At 66.9% G+C, this 17,689-nt stretch carries 11 protein-coding genes and 3 rRNA genes; 11 read left to right on the plus strand and 3 right to left on the minus strand.

Features of this window, described 5'->3' with window-relative positions:
• The first annotated feature begins 27 nt into the window (after nt 1-27).
• Entirely contained in the window at nt 28-1,881 is a 1,854-nt protein-coding gene (ilvD, locus tag DEJ49_RS20690; protein ID WP_150185499.1) for a dihydroxy-acid dehydratase, read from the plus strand.
• A gap of 124 nt (nt 1,882-2,005) precedes the next feature.
• A complete protein-coding gene (locus DEJ49_RS20695) occupies nt 2,006-2,311 on the plus strand; it encodes an SH3 domain-containing protein (protein WP_150188357.1) in 306 nt (101 codons plus the stop codon).
• Between the two features lie 58 nt (nt 2,312-2,369).
• On the opposite strand, the gene DEJ49_RS20700 is transcribed toward DEJ49_RS20695, so the two are convergent.
• Nucleotides 2,370-4,673 carry a serine/threonine-protein kinase gene (locus tag DEJ49_RS20700; RefSeq protein WP_150185500.1) on the minus strand — a complete coding sequence of 768 codons (2,304 nt, stop codon included), beginning with the start codon at nt 4,671-4,673 and terminating at the stop codon, nt 2,370-2,372.
• 108 nt (nt 4,674-4,781) lie between these two features.
• On the opposite strand from DEJ49_RS20700, the gene DEJ49_RS20705 reads away from it, so the two are divergent.
• From DEJ49_RS20705 to proC, 5 genes are all read left to right on the plus strand, one after another.
• A complete protein-coding gene (locus DEJ49_RS20705) occupies nt 4,782-5,360 on the plus strand; it encodes an EamA/RhaT family transporter (RefSeq protein ID WP_411757242.1) in 579 nt (192 codons plus the stop codon).
• Nucleotides 5,361-5,566: 206 nt separating this feature from the next.
• On the plus strand, nt 5,567-6,364 hold the full coding sequence (locus DEJ49_RS20710; protein WP_150185502.1) for a class I SAM-dependent methyltransferase: 798 nt from the start codon (nt 5,567-5,569) through the stop codon (nt 6,362-6,364).
• Between the two features lie 63 nt (nt 6,365-6,427).
• On the plus strand, nt 6,428-7,312 hold the full coding sequence (locus DEJ49_RS20715) for an ABC transporter ATP-binding protein (protein WP_150185503.1): 885 nt from the start codon (nt 6,428-6,430) through the stop codon (nt 7,310-7,312).
• A complete protein-coding gene (locus DEJ49_RS20720; protein WP_150185504.1) occupies nt 7,309-8,046 on the plus strand; it encodes an ABC transporter permease in 738 nt (245 codons plus the stop codon). Before DEJ49_RS20715 ends, DEJ49_RS20720 begins: the two co-directional genes overlap by 4 nt.
• A gap of 110 nt (nt 8,047-8,156) precedes the next feature.
• The gene (gene proC, locus DEJ49_RS20725) at nt 8,157-8,981 is read left to right on the plus strand and encodes a pyrroline-5-carboxylate reductase (RefSeq protein WP_150185505.1); all 825 of its coding nucleotides are present in this window, start codon (nt 8,157-8,159) and stop codon (nt 8,979-8,981) included.
• An 18-nt stretch (nt 8,982-8,999) separates the two neighbouring features.
• On the opposite strand, the gene DEJ49_RS20730 is transcribed toward proC, so the two are convergent.
• Nucleotides 9,000-9,587 (minus strand): cysteine hydrolase family protein, encoded by a 588-nt coding sequence (locus DEJ49_RS20730; protein WP_150185506.1) that lies wholly within the window; start codon nt 9,585-9,587, stop codon nt 9,000-9,002.
• Between the two features lie 74 nt (nt 9,588-9,661).
• Here DEJ49_RS20730 and DEJ49_RS20735 point away from each other — a divergent pair, with 74 nt between their 5' ends.
• The gene (locus DEJ49_RS20735) at nt 9,662-10,678 is read left to right on the plus strand and encodes a GlxA family transcriptional regulator (RefSeq protein WP_150185507.1); all 1,017 of its coding nucleotides are present in this window, start codon (nt 9,662-9,664) and stop codon (nt 10,676-10,678) included.
• On the opposite strand, the gene trpS is transcribed toward DEJ49_RS20735, so the two are convergent.
• Complete coding sequence (trpS, locus tag DEJ49_RS20740) at nt 10,633-11,643, minus strand: tryptophan--tRNA ligase (protein ID WP_150185508.1); 1,011 nt, start codon at nt 11,641-11,643, stop codon at nt 10,633-10,635. The genes DEJ49_RS20735 and trpS overlap by 46 nt on opposite strands.
• An 863-nt stretch (nt 11,644-12,506) precedes the next feature.
• Between trpS and DEJ49_RS20750 the strand changes: the two genes are divergently transcribed.
• The 3 genes from DEJ49_RS20750 to rrf all read left to right on the plus strand — a co-directional run bounded on the left by DEJ49_RS20750 (nt 12,507) and on the right by rrf (nt 17,669).
• Nucleotides 12,507-14,032: ribosomal RNA gene (locus DEJ49_RS20750) — 16S ribosomal RNA — on the plus strand.
• A 311-nt stretch (nt 14,033-14,343) separates the two neighbouring features.
• Nucleotides 14,344-17,465, plus strand: a 23S ribosomal RNA gene (locus tag DEJ49_RS20755).
• Nucleotides 17,466-17,552: 87 nt separating this feature from the next.
• A 5S ribosomal RNA gene (gene rrf, locus DEJ49_RS20760) occupies nt 17,553-17,669 on the plus strand.
• Together the 16S, 23S and 5S rRNA genes form the textbook arrangement of a ribosomal RNA operon.
• Nucleotides 17,670-17,689 lie beyond the last annotated feature (20 nt).

Here is a 17,689-nt window from a genome sequence, read left to right on the forward strand (position 1 = left end):
CTGAAATCCCTGAAGGAGCGAGCGACCATGCCCGAGCTCAGGTCCCGCACAGTCACCCACGGCCGCAACATGGCGGGCGCCCGCGCCCTTATGCGCGCCTCCGGTGTACCCGGGGCCGACATCGGGCGGAAGCCGATCATCGCCGTGGCCAACTCCTTCACGGAGTTCGTCCCCGGCCACACGCACCTGCAGCCGGTCGGCCGCATCGTCTCCGAGGCGATCCGCGAGGCCGGCGGCATCCCGCGCGAGTTCAACACCATCGCCGTGGACGACGGCATCGCGATGGGCCACGGCGGCATGCTGTACTCGCTGCCGTCCCGCGACCTGATCGCGGACTCCGTGGAGTACATGGTCGAGGCCCACTGCGCCGACGCCCTGATCTGCATCTCCAACTGCGACAAGATCACCCCCGGCATGCTGATGGCCGCCCTGCGCCTCAACATCCCGACGGTCTTCGTCTCCGGCGGCCCGATGGAGGCCGGCAAGGCCACCCTGGTCGACGGCACGGTCCGCAAGCTCGACCTGGTCAACGCGATCAGCGACGCCGTCGACGAGAGCATCTCGGACGAGGACATCCTCCGCATCGAGGAGAACGCCTGCCCGACCTGCGGCTCCTGTTCCGGCATGTTCACCGCCAACTCGATGAACTGCCTGACCGAGGCCATCGGCCTCTCCCTGCCGGGCAACGGCTCGGTCCTCGCCACGCACACCGCCCGCAAGGCGCTGTACGAGAAGGCGGGCCAGACGGTCGTCGACATCACGAAGCGCTACTACGACGGCGACGACGCCTCCGTCCTGCCGCGCAGCATCGCCACCCACGCGGCCTTCGAGAACGCCATGGCCCTGGACATCGCCATGGGCGGCTCGACGAACACGATCCTGCACCTGCTCGCCGCCGCCCGCGAGGCCGAGGTCGACTACGACCTGAACGACATCGACGCCGTCTCCCGCCGCGTCCCCTGCCTCGCCAAGGTCGCCCCGAACGCCGCGCCCACGACGACGTACTACATGGAGGACGTGCACCGCGCGGGCGGCATCCCCGCGCTCCTCGGCGAGCTGTACCGCGGCGGACTCCTCAACGAGGACGTGCACACCGTCCACTCGCCCTCCATCAAGGAGTGGCTGGACACCTGGGACATCCGCTCCGGCTCCGCGTCCGAAGAGGCCGTCGACCTGTGGCACGCGGCGCCCGGCTGCAAGCGGTCCGCCGAGGCCTTCTCGCAGTCCGAGCGCTGGGACACCCTCGACACGGACGCGGCGGGCGGCTGCATCCGCGACGTCGCGCACGCCTACTCCAAGGACGGCGGTCTCGGCGTCCTCAAGGGCAACATCGCCGTGGACGGCTGCGTCGTGAAGACCGCGGGCGTCGACGAGTCGATCTGGACCTTCGAGGGCCCCGCGGTCGTCTGCGACTCGCAGGAAGAGGCCGTCGAGAAGATCCTCAACAAGGTCGTGAAGGACGGCGACGTGGTCGTCATCCGCTACGAAGGCCCCAAGGGCGGCCCCGGCATGCAGGAGATGCTCTACCCGACCTCCTTCCTGAAGGGCCGCGGCCTCGGCAAGACCTGCGCCCTGGTCACCGACGGCCGCTTCTCCGGCGGTACGTCGGGTCTGTCCATCGGCCACGCGTCCCCCGAGGCGGCGGCCGGCGGCACGATCGCGCTCGTCGAGGACGGCGACCGCATCCGCATCGACATCCCCGGCCGCTCGATCGAACTCCTCGTCCCCGAGGAGGAGCTGACCGCACGCCGCGCGGCGCTCGGCGGCGTGTACGCGCCGAAGGCCCGCGAGCGCAAGGTCTCCGCCGCCCTGCGCGCGTACGCGGCGATGGCGACCAGCGCCGACAAGGGCGCGGTCCGGGACGTGTCGAAGCTCGGCTGACCCACGGAAACTTTTCGGGGCGCGGGCGCGTCCTTGGTGTGAGACACGCACCGAGGGCGCGCCCGCGCCTTCGTGTACGGGGTGCGTACGGGGTACGGGGGAGAGCACTGTGAGCGAGAACGTCATGGCGCCGGAAGCGGTCGGGACGGTCGAGGCCGTCGAGCCGGAGGGGGCTGTCGAGGAGGCGGCCGCGAGGAGCTACCCGATCGTCGCGGACGTCAACGTCCGGTCAGGGCCTGGCACGTCGTACCGCAAGGTCGGCCGTCTCAGCGCGGGCTCACGCGTCACCATCGCCTGCCAGAAACCGGGCGAGACGGTGACGGGTCCGACCGGCACGTCGAACATCTGGGACCGCATCGGCAGCGGCCGGTACGTCTCGGACACGTACGTGCGCACGGGAAGCAGCGGGTACGTGGCACCGCGCTGCTGACGCCTGATCCTGCCCTCGGAGTTCGGCCGGACGTCAGCGTTCAGCCGGACGTCAGCGTTCAGCCGGACTTCGGCGGCTTCGTCGCGTCGAAGGCGAACACCGTGTTCTTGGCGGCCGCCACGACCACCACGCTTCCCTCGACGCGCACGCGCGGGCTGGCGCCCACCTCGCCCGCGAGGCCGTCGGCCCGCGGGTTCGTGGACCACCGCTGCTCGCCCTTGCGGGAGGTCAGCGCGGTGACGCGGCCGCTCGCCGAGCTGAAGTACAGCAGCCCGTCGCCGTCCCCGGACACCGGTCCGGACAGTCCCTCCACGCCCGTCTGCCGGGACCACTTCTTCCTGCCGGTCGCCGGGTCGAGCGCGGTGACGAGCCCGGTCTGCCCGGCCACGAAGACGGTGCCGTCCGCCATCCCGGGCGTCCCGTCGTACGTCTTCGGCAGCCGCGTGTACGTGGCCTCGTGCGCGTCCCGGTCGACCCGCGTCACCCCGTCGTAGCCCACCATCGCGGGCCCGTCACGACGCTCGTGCAGGAGTACGAGGCTGTCGCCCGAGGTGCCGACCGGCACGGCGGGCCCCCGGACGGCGACGGGCTTGCCGAGCCGGCCCGACGCGAGGTCGACGGGGCGCAGGTCGGGGTGGCGCACATCGGTGGCGGCCACTTCGGCGCGCGGCGCGCACATCGCGTACAGCCGCGTGCCCGCCGTGACCGGGGCGCACTGCCTGCCCGCGGGGAACGGCTGCTTCCAGGCGACCTTGCCGCTGTGCGCCCGGCGCGCCTCGAAGCGGCTGTTGGACGCGTCGATCGTCACGACGGTCGAGCCGACGACGACGGCGTCCCGCGTACGGTTCGTCACGGCCGTCGACTGGGCGCCGGACGGCACCGACCACAGCTCCCTGCCCTTGTCCGCGTCGATGGCGACCACTTCGGTGGCGGGGCCGGCGGGGTCGTCCTGGGCGGCGATGCGGTAGCCGAGCACGGTGTCGTCGGTGACGCCCACCATGTGCATGCCCTGCGCGGGCACGCCGGGGCTCTTCTCCGTCCACACGCGGGAGCCGTCGGAGAGCCTGATCCGGGTGGCGACGACACCGCCGCCCCCGCAGAACAGCGCGTCGCCGCGTGCCTCGCAGCGCAGCTCGTCCGGGATGTCGGCGCGGCCACCCGGCACGGTCTTGCGCCACGGCTCGAACCCGCCGGGCAGCCGCGCCCCCGCGGCCGCGATGTCCCGCCCTTCGCCCCTTGTGCCGCCGGACCCGCCCGAGTCCTTCGCCCCCATCACCGCGACCCCGCCACCGATGGCGGCGACGGCGACGGCGGCGGCGAGCGCGGGGCGCCAGCGGCGACGCAGCCGACCCCCGAGGGCCGTGTTCCCGGTCTCCTGGGCATCCGGCGCGGCGTCAGGTGCGGCGGTCGGCACAGCAGCGGGCGCCGGAGCGGGCACGGGAGCGGGCACCGAGGCTGCCACCGGGGTGTCGTCGTCCGCGGGCAGATGGTGCTGCGTGTCGGTCTCGCGCGTACAGCGCGGCTTCGCGGCGGCCGCCCCCGCCGTACCGCCGAGATCGGACGGCAGATCCCGCAGCCGTACGAGAAGTTCGTCCGCGGAGGGCCGGTCGGCGGGATCCTTCGCGAGACACGGCTCGACGACCTGGCGCAGGGCACCCGGCACCTCACCCAGCGACGGCGGCTCGTGCACGACTTGATACGCCGTCATGTACGGGCTGTCCGCGTCGAAGGGCCCCTGCCCCGTCGCCGCGTACACCAGCAGCGTGGCCAGCGAGAAGACGTCGGAGCGCGGCCCGACGCCGCGCGGCGTCTGCAGCTGCTCGGGCGACATGAACGGGGGCGTGCCGATGACGCGGCCCGTCATCGTCAGCGTCTGCTGGTCGGCGGCGCGCGAGATGCCGAAGTCGATGACGCGGGGGCCCTCGGGGGAGAGGACCACGTTGGACGGCTTGAGGTCCCGGTGCACGACACCGGCGCGGTGGATGTCGCGCAGCGCCTCGGTGAGCCCGATGGCCAGCCTGCGCAGCTCGGCACCGTCGAACGGGCCGTGCTCGGCGATGCGCTGGGCGAGGGTGGGGCCCTCGATGAACGTGGTCGCCATCCACGGGTGCTGCGCCTCGGGGTCGGCGTCGATGACGGCGGCGGTGAAGGCGCCGCTGACCCGGCGGGCCGCGGCGACCTCCTGCCGGAAGCGGATCCGGAACTCGTCGTCGTCGGCGAACTGCTGGTGGATCAGCTTGATCGCGACAGGCCGTCCGGAGGCCGAACGGCCCAGGAACACGGTTCCCATGCCGCCCGAACCGAGACGTGCTTCGAGCGGGTATCCGCCGATTTCCTCCGGATCCCCTCCACGGAGCGACATGCTGACCGACCTCCCCCGCGTTCACCGATGCAACGTTTCGCTGCCCAAACTAGCGGCCGGGCCGTGCGCCCTGGCAAGGCGGGGGACGAATAGGGCGTGCCTGCACACATGCGGGGCCCTCGGGGCGCGTCAGGCAATAATCAAAGGGTGACCGAAGACCCCGCTCCCCAGCCCTCCTCAGGCGCAGCCACCACTCCCGGCACGGCCACCACTCCGGGCACGGCTCCGGGCCCGCAACCGGAACCCCTCCGCTTCTTCGGGACGACCTGGGTGGCCCACGACGGCGGCTACGGCGCCCGCCGCGTCGGCGTGGCCGTCGGCTCGCTCGTGGCGGCGGCAGCGGGCTGCTTCGTGCTGCGCTTCGCCTACGAGGGCCTGGCCATCGCGGCGGTCGGCACGTTCGTGAACCTCCTCGTGGTCATCATGTTCGCGATCTGCAGCGCCCTCGCCTTCCGCCGCACGTGGGAAGGCTTCACCCGCCGCCACGACCCGGCGTCCCAGTCCTCGACCCGCGGCCTGATGACGATCGGCTTCGTCGGCACGCTCCTCGCGTACTTCTTCCGCTCCCTCTCCGAGGCACCGGGCGAAAAACTGCACCGCCAGGAATACGAAACGGCACGCACCCAATACAAAAAGCGCACATCCCGCCGCACAGGCAACCCGTCCCGCAAAAACCGCAACCACTAACCCAAACCTGACGAACCGGCCACCGCTTGGCTTGGTGGGACCTGGGAGGGGCTAAGGCCGCCCAAGCAGAACCGGCACGGCTTCCGCCCCACCCGGGCCCCTCTGCCTGGGCCTTCGCCCCGCCCGGGCCCCCGCCCGGGCCCAGTGGCTCCCGCACGGCCCAAGCGCCCCTGGCGGCCCCACCCCCCGCGCGTCACGATCCCCCCATGACTGCCACCCCTTCCCGTGGCCACCGCGCCCACCGCGACCACCGCGCCCACTCCTTCAACGCGGCCGCCGCCCAGTACGCGGCCTACCGGCCCTCCTATCCCGCCGCCCTCTTCGACGCCCTCGAACGCCTGGCGGGCCGCTCCCTCGTCGGCGCCCGCGTCGTGGACGTCGGCGCCGGCACCGGAATCGCCACCGCACTGCTCGCCGAGCGCGGCGCGAACGTCGTCGCGGTCGAGCCGGGGGACGGCATGGCGGACCAGTTCCGCAGCACGCTCCCGCACATCCCCCTCGTACGCGGCAACGGCAACGCCCTGCCCCTGGCCGACAGCTCGGCCGACCTCATCACCTACGCCCAGGCTTGGCACTGGACCGAACAGGAACGGTCCGTCCCCGAAGCCCTCCGCGTCCTGCGCCCCGGCGGCGCCCTCGCCCTGTGGTGGAACTTCCCGGACCACCTGGACCCCGAGACCCCCTGGCTCGGCGAGCAGACCTCCCGCATCGCCCGCTTCCTCGGCACGGACGACCAGGCCCACCGCGCGGCCGACCCCGCATCGAGCCGCGTCGGCGAGCCGGCGACCACCCTCGACTTCCGCCGCGACCGCCTCCACTGGAGCCGCCGCGTCCCCCTCGACGCCCACCTCGCCAACCTCGCCACGCACTCCGCGTTCCTCGTCCTCGACCACCGGCGCACGGCGGCCTTCCTCGCGCAGGAGCGCGCGGAGCTCCTGAAGGTCTTCCCGGATGCCGTGGTCGAGGAGCGCTACGCGGTCGACCTCTTGGTTGCGACCCCCTGATTCCACCTCGACACCCACCGAACCGGGTTGACGACCCCGGCCGCCGGGAGGATTATTCATCACATGATGAATAAGAGGAGCCCGGCGGCGAGCCCCACGGCTTCGGAGCCCCGCCCGGCCGACCACGCCCCCCGAGCCACCGCACCCACACCCACACCCGCACCCTCGACCACCGCCATCCAGGCCCGTGACCTCACCGTCGTCCGAGGCCCCCGCACCGTCCTGCGCGGCCTCGACTTCACCGTCCCGCGAGGCCAGATCACCGGGCTCCTCGGCCCCTCCGGCTGCGGCAAGTCCACGCTCATGCGCGCGATCGTCGGCACCCAGGCCAAGGTCACCGGGACACTCCAGGTCCTCGACCACCCCGCCGGCGCCCCCGCCCTCCGCTCCCGCATCGGCTACGTCACCCAGAGCCCGTCCGTCTACGACGACCTCACCGTCCGCCAGAACCTCGACTACTTCGCCGCCGTCCTCGACCCCGGCACGGGCACCGCCGCCGACCGCCGCCGCGACCAGGTCACCCGCGTACTCGACGACGTCGCCCTCACCACGCACGCCGACTCCCTCGCCGGACACCTCTCCGGCGGCCAGCGCAGCCGCGTCTCACTCGGCGTCGCCCTCCTCGGCGCCCCCGAACTCCTCGTGCTCGACGAGCCGACCGTCGGCCTCGACCCCGTACTCCGCCGCGACCTCTGGCAGCTCTTCCACACCATCGCCACCGACCGCGCCGCCACCCTCCTCGTCTCGTCCCACGTCATGGACGAGGCCGAACGCTGCCACCGCCTCCTCCTCATGCGGAACGGCGAACTCCTCGCCGACGACACCCCCGACGCCCTCCGCACCCGCACCCACTCCGACACCGTCGAAGAGGCCTTCCTCCACCTCGTCGACGAAGCCGACGCACGCCACACGGCCCCCGGCAACACCACGCCCAGGAGCACCCCATGAACGCCTACCGCACCTTCGCCACCGCCGCGCGAGTCCTGCGCCAGCTCCGCCACGACCCGCGCTCCATCGCGCTGATGATCCTGGTCCCCTGCGTGATGCTGCTCCTCCTGCGCTACGTCTTCGACGGCAGCCCGCGGACCTTCGACTCCATCGGCGCCTCACTCCTCGGCATCTTCCCGCTCATCACGATGTTCCTGGTCACCTCCATCGCCACCCTGCGCGAACGCACCTCCGGCACCCTCGAACGCCTCCTCGCCATGCCACTGGGCAAAGGCGACCTCATCGCCGGCTACGCCCTCGCCTTCGGCGCCCTCGCCGTCGTCCAGTCCGTCCTCGCCACCGGACTCGCCCTCTGGGCCCTCGGCCTCGAAGTCACCGGCTCCGCCTGGCTGCTCCTCCTGATCGCCCTGCTCGACGCCCTCCTCGGCACCGCACTCGGCCTCTTCGTCTCGGCCTTCGCCGCCTCCGAATTCCAGGCCGTCCAGTTCATGCCGGCCGTGATCTTCCCGCAGCTCCTCCTCTGCGGCCTGTTCGCCGCCCGCGACACCATGCAGCCGATCCTGGAGTGGACCTCCAACGCCCTCCCCATGTCGTACGCCGTCGACGGCATGAACCAAGTCCTCCACAACCCCGACGTCACGGGGAACTTCATCCGCGACGTCGTCATCGTCGCCGGCAGCGCACTCCTGGTCCTCGCCCTCGGCGCCGCCACCCTCCGCCGCCGCACGACCTGACCCCTCGCACACCCGGCCGCCTCATCCCGCCCACCGGACACCGCCCCCTCCCTCCACCGCACCGATGCGAGGATGGCCCCCGGACGAAGCAACCCCGGAGGCCCCCGTTCATGAGCAGCAACACGAGCCAGAAAGTCGCCGTCCTCGGCACCGGAAAGATCGGTGAAGCCCTGCTCAGCGGCATGATCCGCGGCGGCTGGGCGCCCGCCGACCTCCTGGTCACCACCCGCCGCCAGGAACGCGCCGACGAACTCCGCACCCGCTACGGCGTCACCCCCGTCACCAACGCCGAAGCCGCCAAGCAGGCCGACACCCTTATCCTCGCCTGCAAGCCGCAGGACATGGCCAAGCTGCTCGACGAACTCGCCCCCCACGTCACCCCCGACCGCCTCGTCATCAGCGCCGCCGCAGGTATCACCACCGCCTTCATCGAAGAGCGCCTGACCGAAGCCACCCCCGTCGTCCGCGTCATGCCGAACACGCCCGTCCTCGTCGACGAGGGCATGTCCGTCATCTCGGCCGGCAGTCACGCCTCCTCCGCCGCCCTGGCCCACGCGGAGGCCATCTTCGGCGCCGTCGGCAAGACCCTCCGCGTCCCCGAGACCCAGCAGGACGCCTGCACCGCCCTCTCAGGCTCCGGCCCGGCCTACTTCTACTTCCTCGTCGAAGCCATGACGGACGCCGGCATCCTCCTCGGTCTGCCCCGCGACAAGGCCCACGACCTCATCGTCCAGGCCGCGATCGGCGCATCCGTGATGCTCCGCGACAGCGGCGAACACCCCGTGAAACTCCGCGAGAACGTCACGTCCCCCGCGGGCACCACGATCAACGCCATCCGCGAACTCGAGAACCACGGAGTGCGCGCCGCCCTCATCGCCGCCCTGGAAGCCGCCCGCGACCGCAGCCGCGAACTGGCCTCCGGCAACAACACCTGACCGACGGTCGGCCGCCCCCTACCGCGCGGCCGCACCTCGCACCATCTCCGCCGTCACCACCTGCGCGAAGCCCCCACCGTGCAGGGAAACCGCCGTGGCCTGCGCCAACTCCTCCGCCGCACGCCGCCAGCCGAAGGGCCCCGCCAGGTCGAAGGTGTACGTCGCGTCCAGCGCGAACACCACCTCGTACCCGAGGTTCCCGCCCATCCGTGCCGTCGTCTCCGCGCACATGTTGGTCTGGATCCCGGCCACCACGAACTGCGTGATGCCCTCGGCCTTGAACCAGGCGTCCAGATCCGGCGTCCCGTAGAACGCCGAGTTCACGGTCTTGGTCACCAACAGCTCGGCCCCCGCCCCCTTCCCACGCCGCTCCTCGACGTACTCCTTGAAGCCGTTGCCCTCATACCCCGGCCGCAGCGGCGACTCCGGCTTCGACGAGTCATGCCGTACGAAGACCACCGGCCGCCCCGTCGCCTGCCACACGTCGATCAACGACGCGATGTTGTCGTCGGCCTCCGGGTTGTTCCGCGTCCCCCAGAACTCCTCCTCCTCGAACCCCTTCTGTACGTCCACCACGACCAGCGCTGCGTTCTCTGCGATCTCCATGACCCCGATGCTGCCGCCCCGCACCCCAACGCCCCAGGGGTACAAAAGACAGCGATCGATGGTTTACTGCCAAGGTGCCGCGTCACCCCGCCCCAGCGCGTGAACCAGCCCCCCAGCGCATCGCCCTCCTCACCTTTCCCGGCATCCGCGCGTTCGACATCTCCGTCATCACCGAGGTCTGGGGCACCGACCGCACCGACCGAGGCGCACCCGCCTTCGACCTCCGCCGCGTCGCGGCCGACCCCGCGCCCGTACCGATCCGCGGCGGCCTGACCCTCACCCCCGACCGCACCCTCGACTGGCTGACCGGCCTCACCGGTACGGACCTGATCGTCGTCCCGGGCCTGGACGACCACCTCACGCCCGCCCCACAGCCCGTCCTCGCAGCCCTACGCGAGGCGCACGCCCGAGGGATCACCGTCGCCGCACTCTGCGGCGGCGCCTTCACCCTCGCCCAGGCGGGACTGCTCGACGGCCGCCGAGCCATCACCCACTGGAACCTCGTCGACCTGCTCCGCGCCCATCACCCCCTCGTCACCGTCGAACCCGACGCCCTCTTCATCGAGGACGACAACATCTGGACCGCCGCGGGCACAGCCGCCGGCATCGATCTGTGCCTGCACCTCGTCCGCACCACCCACGGCTCCGAAGCCGCCGCGACCATCGCCCGATCGATGGTCACCGCCCCCTTCCGCTCCGGCACCCAGGCCCAGTTCATCGAGCACCCCACCCCGCGCGCCGACCGCGACGCCGATGCCCTCGCCTCCGTCCGCGAATACGCCCTGCGTCATCTCCACGAACCGCTCACCGTCACTGACCTCGCCGCCCGCGCGGGCATGTCGGCACGCTCCTTCGCCCGCCACTTCACGGCGGCCACCGGCACGACCCCGCTCCGCTGGCTCCTGGACCAGCGCATCGCGGCCGCGCAGAAACTCCTGGAGCGAACCGACCTCCCCATGCCCGAGATCGCCCGCCGCGCGGGCTTCGGCAGCGAGGTCACGATGCGCCAGCACTTCGCATCGCGCCTCGCCACCAGCCCCCGCGCCTACCGCGCCTCGTTCACCGGCGGCAGCAGTCCGATCGCCCGATAGGCCCCGTCCACCGTCGGCTTGGCCATGCCCCGCGCCCGCTCGGCCCCCCGCCGCAACACCCCCTCCAAGTACCCGGGGTCAGCCACCAGTTCCTTGTGCCGTTGCTGTACGGGCCTGAGCAGTTCCACCACGGCGTCCGCGGTGTCCTTCTTCAGCGCGCTATACGACTCGTAAACGCCGCTCAGAGCTTCCGGGTTCCCACCCTGACAAGCCGCGAGGATCTCCAGCAGGTTCGAGATCCCGGGCTTGGACTCGGGGTCGAACACGATCTCGGTTCCGCTGTCCGTGACGGCCCGCATGATCTTCTTCCGCACCACGTCCGGCTCGTCGAGCAGATAGACGATGCCCGCCCCGGCTTCGTGGGACTTGCCCATCTTCGACGTCGGGTCCTGCAGGTCCATGACCCGCGCGGCCACCTTGGGCGGCGTGGCCCGCGGCACGACGAATGTCTGCCCGTAGCGCTGGTTGAACCGCACCGCGAGATCCCGCGTCAGCTCGACGTGCTGGGTCTGGTCCTCGCCGACCGGCACCTCGTCCGCGTCGTACGCCAGGATGTCCGCGGCCATCAGCACGGGATAGGTGAGGAGCGAAAGCCGCACGCTCCCTCCCCGCGCCCGCTCGAGGACGGACTTCTCCTTGTACTGGATCATCCGCCGCATCTCGCCGTCGGTCGCGACGCACTCCAGCAGATACGAGAGCCGAGCGTGCTCGTCCACATGGCTCTGGACGAAGACGGTCGCCCGCTCGGGATCGATCCCCGACGCGAGCAGCAGCGTCGCCGCCTGCCGACTGAGCCTGCGCACCCGCCCCGGATCGTGGTCCACGGTCAGGGCGTGCAGGTCGACGATGCTGAAGAGGGAGTCGGCCCGGAACTGGTCGACCTCGGCCCACTGCCGGACGGCCCCCAGGTAGTTCCCCAAGGTCAGGTGCCCGGTCGGCTTGACCCCACTGAAGATCCTCGTCATTTCTCCGCCTCCTGGTCAGGACCGCCGGCCCGGCGACCGGGCTCCGGATCCTCCAGGGGGAGAACGAGAAACGGCCGCCGAGGCGGCGGCCGTCGAGTACATGCGTATGTACGGCCGCCCTCAGGCGGCCCACCACAGTTGGGCGTACGCACGTGTAGTCACGTCACCCAGAGTAGACCTGGCGGAGGCCCGTCGTCATGAGTTGACACTCCGGTGGGGCCTACGTAGTGTTCTCCGAGTTGCCCGACGTGAGCGTCGACCACATGGTCGGTCCCCGGGCAGCCATTCCGCAAGAACCATTACAACGATCGACGTCGTGCGCCCTCCTGGGTCTCGCCTTCGGCTCGTTTTCATGCGTATTTGCGAAATGAGGAATCCGCGTTCGAAAGGACGCCCCCGATTAGGTCGGGAGCCAGGGTTCCGCTAAAGTCTCACTCGTCGGAACGGCCCAACAGCCGCAAAGACAAACCCCGCTGACTGGGAGTCAGACCCGAAAGGATCTGATAGAGTCGGAACCGCCGGAAAGGGAAACGCGAAAGCCGAAAGGCCGGAGCGGGAACCGGAAAGGCACCGAGGAAATCGGACACGAAAGAGTCTGATAGAGTCGGAAACGCAAGAACAAAAGAAACACCGAAGGGAAGCGCCCGGAGGAAAGCCCGAGAGGGTGAGTACAAAGGAAGCGTCCGTTCCTTGAGAACTCAACAGCGTGCCAAAAGTCAACGCCAGATATGTTGATAACCCCGGCTCACTTCGGTGAGTTGGAGGTTCCTTTGAAAAAACACAGCGAGGACGCTGTGAACGGACGGGATTATTCCTCCCGACCGTTCCGCTCTCGTGCTGTGTCACCGGATTACCGGTACACATTCACGGAGAGTTTGATCCTGGCTCAGGACGAACGCTGGCGGCGTGCTTAACACATGCAAGTCGAACGATGAACCACTTCGGTGGGGATTAGTGGCGAACGGGTGAGTAACACGTGGGCAATCTGCCCTTCACTCTGGGACAAGCCCTGGAAACGGGGTCTAATACCGGATAACACCGTCTCTCGCATGGGAGAGGGTTGAAAGCTCCGGCGGTGAAGGATGAGCCCGCGGCCTATCAGCTTGTTGGTGAGGTAGAAGCTCACCAAGGCGACGACGGGTAGCCGGCCTGAGAGGGCGACCGGCCACACTGGGACTGAGACACGGCCCAGACTCCTACGGGAGGCAGCAGTGGGGAATATTGCACAATGGGCGAAAGCCTGATGCAGCGACGCCGCGTGAGGGATGACGGCCTTCGGGTTGTAAACCTCTTTCAGCAGGGAAGAAGCGAAAGTGACGGTACCTGCAGAAGAAGCGCCGGCTAACTACGTGCCAGCAGCCGCGGTAATACGTAGGGCGCAAGCGTTGTCCGGAATTATTGGGCGTAAAGAGCTCGTAGGCGGCTTGTCACGTCGATTGTGAAAGCTCGGGGCTTAACCCCGAGTCTGCAGTCGATACGGGCTAGCTAGAGTGTGGTAGGGGAGATCGGAATTCCTGGTGTAGCGGTGAAATGCGCAGATATCAGGAGGAACACCGGTGGCGAAGGCGGATCTCTGGGCCATTACTGACGCTGAGGAGCGAAAGCGTGGGGAGCGAACAGGATTAGATACCCTGGTAGTCCACGCCGTAAACGGTGGGAACTAGGTGTTGGCGACATTCCACGTCGTCGGTGCCGCAGCTAACGCATTAAGTTCCCCGCCTGGGGAGTACGGCCGCAAGGCTAAAACTCAAAGGAATTGACGGGGGCCCGCACAAGCAGCGGAGCATGTGGCTTAATTCGACGCAACGCGAAGAACCTTACCAAGGCTTGACATACACCGGAAAGCATTAGAGATAGTGCCCCCCTTGTGGTCGGTGTACAGGTGGTGCATGGCTGTCGTCAGCTCGTGTCGTGAGATGTTGGGTTAAGTCCCGCAACGAGCGCAACCCTTGTTCTGTGTTGCCAGCATGCCCTTCGGGGTGATGGGGACTCACAGGAGACCGCCGGGGTCAACTCGGAGGAAGGTGGGGACGACGTCAAGTCATCATGCCCCTTATGTCTTGGGCTGCACACGTGCTACAATGGCCGATACAATGAGCTGCGATACCGTGAGGTGGAGCGAATCTCAAAAAGTCGGTCTCAGTTCGGATTGGGGTCTGCAACTCGACCCCATGAAGTTGGAGTTGCTAGTAATCGCAGATCAGCATTGCTGCGGTGAATACGTTCCCGGGCCTTGTACACACCGCCCGTCACGTCACGAAAGTCGGTAACACCCGAAGCCGGTGGCCCAACCCCTTGTGGGAGGGAGCTGTCGAAGGTGGGACTGGCGATTGGGACGAAGTCGTAACAAGGTAGCCGTACCGGAAGGTGCGGCTGGATCACCTCCTTTCTAAGGAGCACTTCTAAGCCAAGCTTGCTTGGTTCAGAGGCCAGTACATCAGCGAATGTCTGATGCTGGTTGCTCATGGGTGGAACGTTGACTACTCGGCCTGAATCTGGGCCGGAGGCTGCAAGTACTGCTCGCAAGAGTGTGGAAAGCACGATCTCCGGACAGGAACGGGCCGGGCACGCTGTTGGGTATCTGAAGGTACGGCCGTGAGGTCGCCTTCAGTGCCGACCCCGGTGCACTCACTGGTTTCCAGTGGGGTGATGGGTGGTTGGTCGTTGTTTGAGAACTGCACAGTGGACGCGAGCATCTGTGGCCAAGTTTTTAAGGGCGCACGGTGGATGCCTTGGCACCAGGAACCGATGAAGGACGTGGGAGGCCACGATAGTCCCCGGGGAGTCGTCAACCAGGCTTTGATCCGGGGGTTTCCGAATGGGGAAACCCGGCAGTCGTCATGGGCTGTCACCCGCTGCTGAACACATAGGCAGTGTGGAGGGAACGCGGGGAAGTGAAACATCTCAGTACCCGCAGGAAGAGAAAACAACCGTGATTCCGGGAGTAGTGGCGAGCGAAACCGGATGAGGCCAAACCGTATGCGTGTGAGACCCGGCAGGGGTTGCGCATACGGGGTTGTGGGATCTCTCTTTCACAGTCTGCCGGCTGTGAGACGAGTCAGAAACCGTTGATGTAGACGAAGGACATGCGAAAGGTCCGGCGTAGAGGGTAAGACCCCCGTAGTCGAAACGTCAGCGGCTCGTTTGAGAGACACCCAAGTAGCACGGGGCCCGAGAAATCCCGTGTGAATCTGGCGGGACCACCCGTTAAGCCTAAATATTCCCTGGTGACCGATAGCGGATAGTACCGTGAGGGAATGGTGAAAAGTACCGCGGGAGCGGAGTGAAATAGTACCTGAAACCGTGTGCCTACAAGCCGTGGGAGCGTCGGGATGGAGCTTGCTCCATCCTCGTGACTGCGTGCCTTTTGAAGAATGAGCCTGCGAGTTTGCGGTGTGTTGCGAGGTTAACCCGTGTGGGGAAGCCGTAGCGAAAGCGAGTCCGAACAGGGCGATTCAGTAGCGCGCTCAAGACCCGAAGCGGAGTGATCTAGCCATGGGCAGGTTGAAGCGGCTGTAAGAGGTCGTGGAGGACCGAACCCACCAGGGTTGAAAACCTGGGGGATGACCTGTGGTTAGGGGTGAAAGGCCAATCAAACTCCGTGATAGCTGGTTCTCCCCGAAATGCATTTAGGTGCAGCGTCGTGTGTTTCTTGCCGGAGGTAGAGCACTGGATAGGCGATGGGCCCTACCGGGTTACTGACCTTAGCCAAACTCCGAATGCCGGTAAGTGAGAGCGCGGCAGTGAGACTGTGGGGGATAAGCTCCATGGTCGAGAGGGAAACAGCCCAGAGCATCGACTAAGGCCCCTAAGCGTACGCTAAGTGGGAAAGGATGTGGAGTCGCAGAGACAACCAGGAGGTTGGCTTAGAAGCAGCCACCCTTGAAAGAGTGCGTAATAGCTCACTGGTCTAGTGATTCCGCGCCGACAATGTAGCGGGGCTCAAGCGTACCGCCGAAGTCGTGTCATTCCAGCAATAAGCCCCAACGGGTGCTGGGATGGGTAGGGGAGCGTCGTGTGCCGGGTGAAGCTGCGCCGGAAGGCAGTGGTGGACGGTTCACGAGTGAGAATGCAGGCATGAGTAGCGATACATACGTGAGAAACGTGTGCGCCGATTGACTAAGGGTTCCTGGGTCAAGCTGATCTGCCCAGGGTAAGTCGGGACCTAAGGCGAGGCCGACAGGCGTAGTCGATGGATAACCGGTTGATATTCCGGTACCCGCTGTGAAGCGTCAAACATCGAATCAGGCGATGCTAAGTCCGTGAAGCCGCCCCGGAGCCTTCGGGCAAAGGGGAGTGGTGGAGCCGACGGACCAGACTTGTAGTAGGTGAGTGATGGGGTGACGCAGGAAGGTAGTCCAGCCCGGGCGGTGGTTGTCCCGGGGTAAGGGTGTAGGCCGTGCGGTAGGTAAATCCGTCGCACACGAGGCTGAGACCTGATGCCGAGCCGATTGTGGTGAAGTGGATGATCCTATGCTGTCGAGAAAAGCCTCTAGCGAGTTTCATGGCGGCCCGTACCCTAAACCGACTCAGGTGGTCAGGTAGAGAATACCGAGGCGTTCGGGTGAACTATGGTTAAGGAACTCGGCAAAATGCCCCCGTAACTTCGGGAGAAGGGGGGCCATCACCGGTGATGAGTCTTGCACTCTGAGCTGGGGGTGGCCGCAGAGACCAGCGAGAAGCGACTGTTTACTAAAAACACAGGTCCGTGCGAAGCCGTAAGGCGATGTATACGGACTGACGCCTGCCCGGTGCTGGAACGTTAAGGGGACCGGTTAGTGCGCTTTCGGGCGTGCGAAGCTGAGAACTTAAGCGCCAGTAAACGGCGGTGGTAACTATAACCATCCTAAGGTAGCGAAATTCCTTGTCGGGTAAGTTCCGACCTGCACGAATGGCGTAACGACTTCTCGACTGTCTCAACCATAGGCCCGGTGAAATTGCACTACGAGTAAAGATGCTCGTTTCGCGCAGAAGGACGGAAAGACCCCGGGACCTTTACTACAGTTTGATATTGGTGTTCGGTTCGGCTTGTGTAGGATAGGTGGGAGACTGTGAAGCGGGCACGCCAGTGTTCGTGGAGTCGACGTTGAAATACCACTCTGGTCGTGCTGGATGTCTAACCTCGGTCCGTGATCCGGATCAGGGACAGTGTCTGATGGGTAGTTTAACTGGGGCGGTTGCCTCCCAAAGGGTAACGGAGGCGCCCAAAGGTTCCCTCAGCCTGGTTGGTAATCAGGTGTTGAGTGTAAGTGCACAAGGGAGCTTGACTGTGAGACCGACGGGTCGAGCAGGGACGAAAGTCGGGACTAGTGATCCGGCGGTGGCTTGTGGAAGCGCCGTCGCTCAACGGATAAAAGGTACCCCGGGGATAACAGGCTGATCTTCCCCAAGAGTCCATATCGACGGGATGGTTTGGCACCTCGATGTCGGCTCGTCGCATCCTGGGGCTGGAGTCGGTCCCAAGGGTTGGGCTGTTCGCCCATTAAAGCGGTACGCGAGCTGGGTTTAGAACGTCGTGAGACAGTTCGGTCCCTATCCTCTGTGCGCGTAGGAATATTGAGAAGGGCTGTCCCTAGTACGAGAGGACCGGGACGGACGAACCTCTGGTGTGCCAGTTGTCCTGCCAAGGGCATGGCTGGTTGGCTACGTTCGGAAAGGATAACCGCTGAAAGCATCTAAGCGGGAAGCCTGCTTCGAGATGAGTATTCCCACCCCCTTTGAGGGGTTAAGGCTCCCAGTAGACGACTGGGTTGATAGGCCAGATCTGGAAGCCCGGTAACGGGTGGAGGTGACTGGTACTAATAGGCCGAGGGCTTGTCCTCAGTTGCTCGCGTCCACTGTGTTGGTTCTGAAACCACGAACAACCCCATGCAAGGTCACGCATGGTGCGGTTGACAGTTTCATAGTGTTTCGGTGGTCATAGCGTGAGGGAAACGCCCGGTTACATTCCGAACCCGGAAGCTAAGCCTCACAGCGCCGATGGTACTGCAGGGGGGACCCTGTGGGAGAGTAGGACGCCGCCGAACTTTTTTTGGAGAAAACCCCC

Source organism: Streptomyces venezuelae (genome assembly GCF_008642335.1).
Lineage (GTDB): Bacteria > Actinomycetota > Actinomycetes > Streptomycetales > Streptomycetaceae > Streptomyces > Streptomyces venezuelae_F.

Coding starts and splice junctions, on each gene's coding strand:
- DEJ49_RS20715 (WP_150185503.1), top strand. CDS start 6,428: ATGATGAATAAGAGGAGCCCGGCGGCGAGCCCCACGGCTTCGGAGCCC.
- ilvD (WP_150185499.1), top strand. CDS start 28: ATGCCCGAGCTCAGGTCCCGCACAGTCACCCACGGCCGCAACATGGCG.
- DEJ49_RS20700 (WP_150185500.1), bottom strand. CDS start 4,673: ATGTCGCTCCGTGGAGGGGATCCGGAGGAAATCGGCGGATACCCGCTC.
- DEJ49_RS20710 (WP_150185502.1), top strand. CDS start 5,567: ATGACTGCCACCCCTTCCCGTGGCCACCGCGCCCACCGCGACCACCGC.
- DEJ49_RS20695 (WP_150188357.1), top strand. CDS start 2,006: ATGGCGCCGGAAGCGGTCGGGACGGTCGAGGCCGTCGAGCCGGAGGGG.
- trpS (WP_150185508.1), bottom strand. CDS start 11,643: ATGACGAGGATCTTCAGTGGGGTCAAGCCGACCGGGCACCTGACCTTG.
- DEJ49_RS20730 (WP_150185506.1), bottom strand. CDS start 9,587: ATGGAGATCGCAGAGAACGCAGCGCTGGTCGTGGTGGACGTACAGAAG.
- DEJ49_RS20720 (WP_150185504.1), top strand. CDS start 7,309: ATGAACGCCTACCGCACCTTCGCCACCGCCGCGCGAGTCCTGCGCCAG.
- DEJ49_RS20705 (WP_411757242.1), top strand. CDS start 4,782: ATGCGGGGCCCTCGGGGCGCGTCAGGCAATAATCAAAGGGTGACCGAA.
- proC (WP_150185505.1), top strand. CDS start 8,157: ATGAGCAGCAACACGAGCCAGAAAGTCGCCGTCCTCGGCACCGGAAAG.